The organism is uncultured Ruminococcus sp. (assembly GCF_934476685.1).
GTDB lineage: Bacteria > Bacillota > Clostridia > Oscillospirales > Ruminococcaceae > Hominimerdicola.
The window spans coordinates 1-3,109 of record NZ_CAKSNX010000039.1; the positions used below are offsets into that span (position 1 = coordinate 1).

The window sequence follows — 3,109 nt, forward strand, 5'->3', positions numbered from 1 at the left end:
TGCCATTTTATTTTCCTCCTTTTTTCTATTATACCACGGCTAAATGTTTTCTGTCTAATTTATTATAGACGATACACTTGTCGGTATCCGACTTCTTGTAGCCGTACACGGGCGGACACAGGTGCTTGCCCGACTGTCCCTTTGCCCTGAACACCGCACGAATTTTCTTACTGCAATCACGGGCGTACCAGTCATTGAAGATATTTTTGAACGCAAGCAGTTCGTTCTCAGATTTTGCCGTATCGACATTATCGTTGACCGCAATGTAACGCACATCGTAGTCAGGGAACACCATTTCGATCAGCTCACCAGTTTTCAGGTAATCACGACCGAGCCTTGAAAGGTCTTTGGTGATAACCGTAGCAACCTTGCCGTCCTCAATGTCAGCCATCATCGCTTTGAAGCCGTCACGCTCCCAAGTCGTTCCGCTCACTCCGTCATCGACGTAGAAAGTCGGATTGGGAAAGCCGTTGTCCTCAGCGAATTTCTGTAAGATAGACTTCTGATTTGTGATACTGTTGCTCTCGCCGTCCAACATATCGTCCTGTGAAAGACGGCAGTATAAAGCTGTTGTCTTGTCTGTCATTTTAACCTCACTTTCCGACAGGATACAGCAAGCTATTATCATTATAGCGCACCAAAGAAAAGAAATCAATGCGCCGATATTCCAAAATCAAACAGCCTGCTTGTCCTGTTCTTGTCCGGATTCACCGAGCATTTTCTCACAGTCCTCTGTGATGAGCCTTGCAAGTATATCGCTCAGGCTTTGCCGAAAAGCTGGGTTAAAAGTTGTTGTCACCCTGTATGTTGTATGCCCGATATGATATTCGGACACACTTCCCGATACCGCAACAGCGGCAGTTGTAGTTTCATTCATAGCGAATTTTTCTCCTTTAGCTTGTCTTTATCTACGCATTTGGATTTGAGGGTTTCGCTTTATCTCTCTTACCCTCATGGTTGTTGTTTGTGATTATAGCCGTGAGGAACGGCATTGCTGCCGCCCCATTCACAGCTATCGTTTTGTTGTCGGAAATATGTTAATCCTTGTAGGAATTATCGCCGAAGAAAGAAGTCTGCCCGACAAATTCATCATCGGCAGAGCCACTGTCGGCATCATCGCCCGACTTGCTGTCTGCACCGTCAGAGCTATCGACCAGCCCCTCAATGTCAGCGTAGGACATACCGCTGTCGGTCAGCTTGCCGATGAGCGTATGCTCCGCAGTCACAGCATCGAGAAGTGCCTGCCCCTCAGCACCGCCGTAAAGCTGTGAGAGCTTATCGTAGGTGTAGAGTTTGCTGTCCGTAATAATCTTACGGCGGCGCTCATAGGCAGTCTGAATAGAACTGTTCAGCTTGTTGAGCTTTGCCTGATTTTCAGACAGCACTCCGTCCATGACGGTATCAGCAGAGTTGTCAGTGACCTCACTCTTAGCTTTCTTGCTCATTCGCATCACCTCTTTTCGGTTTGGAGTATCGCAGGATTTGATTTAACCCCACGATAATATTATAGCAAATTTCGGAGCTATCTGTCTATTCGCAGGGCGCATGAACTTTGTGCGCCATTAGAGTTTTCGAGTTCGTCAAGTTGTTATGGGGAAAATTTTAACGGCAAACTTTTCACCAGATTGCCGCCCTCATTGCGCTGAAACTGCGTCGAGCCAGTTTAGAATATTGACACCGATGATAATTGAGGGCATCACGCAGGAGCGTGAGCGAGATACCGCCGATCGAAGCGGCGGTGAGAGATGTCGCATTCGCTCCACGAATTCGCTGACGGAGCATCGAAAGCCTGAGCAGAGAGATAAACTCAGGCGAAAAAAATATGCGCCATAGCGCAACAATAATAACAAGCATTGTATTTTGCGCCGCACACGGACGAAAATACAAAATGCTTGTTGGGGACACCCCAAGCCCCGAAATGACCGCACAGCGGTCATAAAAAAATCGGCTAACGCCGAAATAAAGATAAAGGAGACACCACAATGGAAACCGAAAAGAAAAAGCATGGCAGACCACGCAAGCAGAAGTTTTTTGAAACCACAGGTATGAGCTATGAGGGAGCTATCAACTATGCACTGGACAAAGAGGTGCAGGCAGACCTTGACAAGAGCCTTGCACACAAGTCCGAGAGCCAGCTTACCGACGATGAACGCAAGTACCTGAAACGCAAGAGGGAGAAGAAGTCCTATACGCTGAATGTTCGCTTTACCGAATCGGAAATGCAGGACATCTTAGCAAAGTGTGAGCAGTATGGGTACAAGAACAAGACCGAGTATATCCGTGATTGTGTTCGGGCGAGGGTTGATCTCACTCCCGACCGTTCCGAAATTGCCGAATGTAATCGCCTGATGAAACGCATCGGAGCGAACATCAACCAGATACTTGTCCGACTTTACAGCACAGGTCACATATATGCCGAGGATATTACCGAGATAAAGAAAGGGGTAAACGAGATTTGGCATACACTTCTATCCATACGATCCGAGCAACAGTCAGCGCAGCGATCGCTTACATCACAAACGGAGATAAGACCATCGACGGTTTATACGTCAACTCTTATGCTTGCCGAGCCGACAGTGCAGGAGCAAGCGAGGACTTCCGAACAGTCCGAGGAACAGGCACAGGGCGAACACAGATCCTTGCCTACCACATGATTCAGAGTTTCGCCCCCGGCGAAGTCACTCCCGAACAGGCTATGCAGATCGGAGAGGAGCTTTGCGACCGTTATCTGAAAGGCGATTATCAGTATGTGATAGCCGTCCACCATGATAAGTCGCACCTGCATTGCCATATCATTTTCAACAATACGAATCTGTATAACGGTCTGAGCTTTACCACCGAGCATAATCAGGGCAGAAGGACTGAAAGAGCGTGGGCAGAGCTGCGTGAAATATCGGACGAGATATGTGCCGAACACGGCTTATCGCTCATTGAACCGAAGGGCAAGGGTATTTCCTATCTTGAACGGTTGAAGCAACAAGAGGGCAAGTCGTGGAAAGAAAAACTCCGTGCCCGTATTGCAGAGGTCATGATTTACAGCCGTGACTTTGCGGACTTCCTCAAAAACTGTACCACCGCAGGAATTGAGTATGTTTATACTCCGAAGAAC

At 47.8% G+C, this 3,109-nt stretch carries 3 protein-coding genes and 2 pseudogenes; 2 read left to right on the forward strand and 3 right to left on the reverse strand.

Features of this window, described 5'->3' with window-relative positions; genetic code table 11:
* Window positions 1–76: 76 nt before the first annotated feature.
* From Q0E19_RS11725 to Q0E19_RS11735, 3 genes and pseudogenes are all read right to left on the reverse strand, one after another.
* A pseudogene (locus Q0E19_RS11725) lies at window positions 77–586 on the reverse strand (recombinase family protein); the annotation flags it as partial.
* A gap of 87 nt (window positions 587–673) precedes the next feature.
* Window positions 674–877: a hypothetical protein gene (locus tag Q0E19_RS11730; RefSeq protein WP_294409717.1), complete on the reverse strand. Its 204-nt coding sequence runs from the start codon at window positions 875–877 to the stop codon at window positions 674–676.
* 160 nt (window positions 878–1,037) lie between these two features.
* A complete protein-coding gene (locus Q0E19_RS11735) occupies window positions 1,038–1,445 on the reverse strand; it encodes a hypothetical protein (RefSeq protein WP_294409718.1) in 408 nt (135 codons plus the stop codon).
* A 537-nt stretch (window positions 1,446–1,982) separates the two neighbouring features.
* Here Q0E19_RS11735 and mobC point away from each other — a divergent pair.
* Window positions 1,983–2,654 (forward strand): plasmid mobilization relaxosome protein MobC, encoded by a 672-nt coding sequence (mobC, locus tag Q0E19_RS11965; RefSeq protein WP_365905109.1) that lies wholly within the window; start codon window positions 1,983–1,985, stop codon window positions 2,652–2,654.
* Window positions 2,549–3,109: pseudogene (locus Q0E19_RS11740) on the forward strand (relaxase/mobilization nuclease domain-containing protein); the annotation flags it as partial. The gene mobC and the pseudogene Q0E19_RS11740, both read left to right, overlap by 106 nt.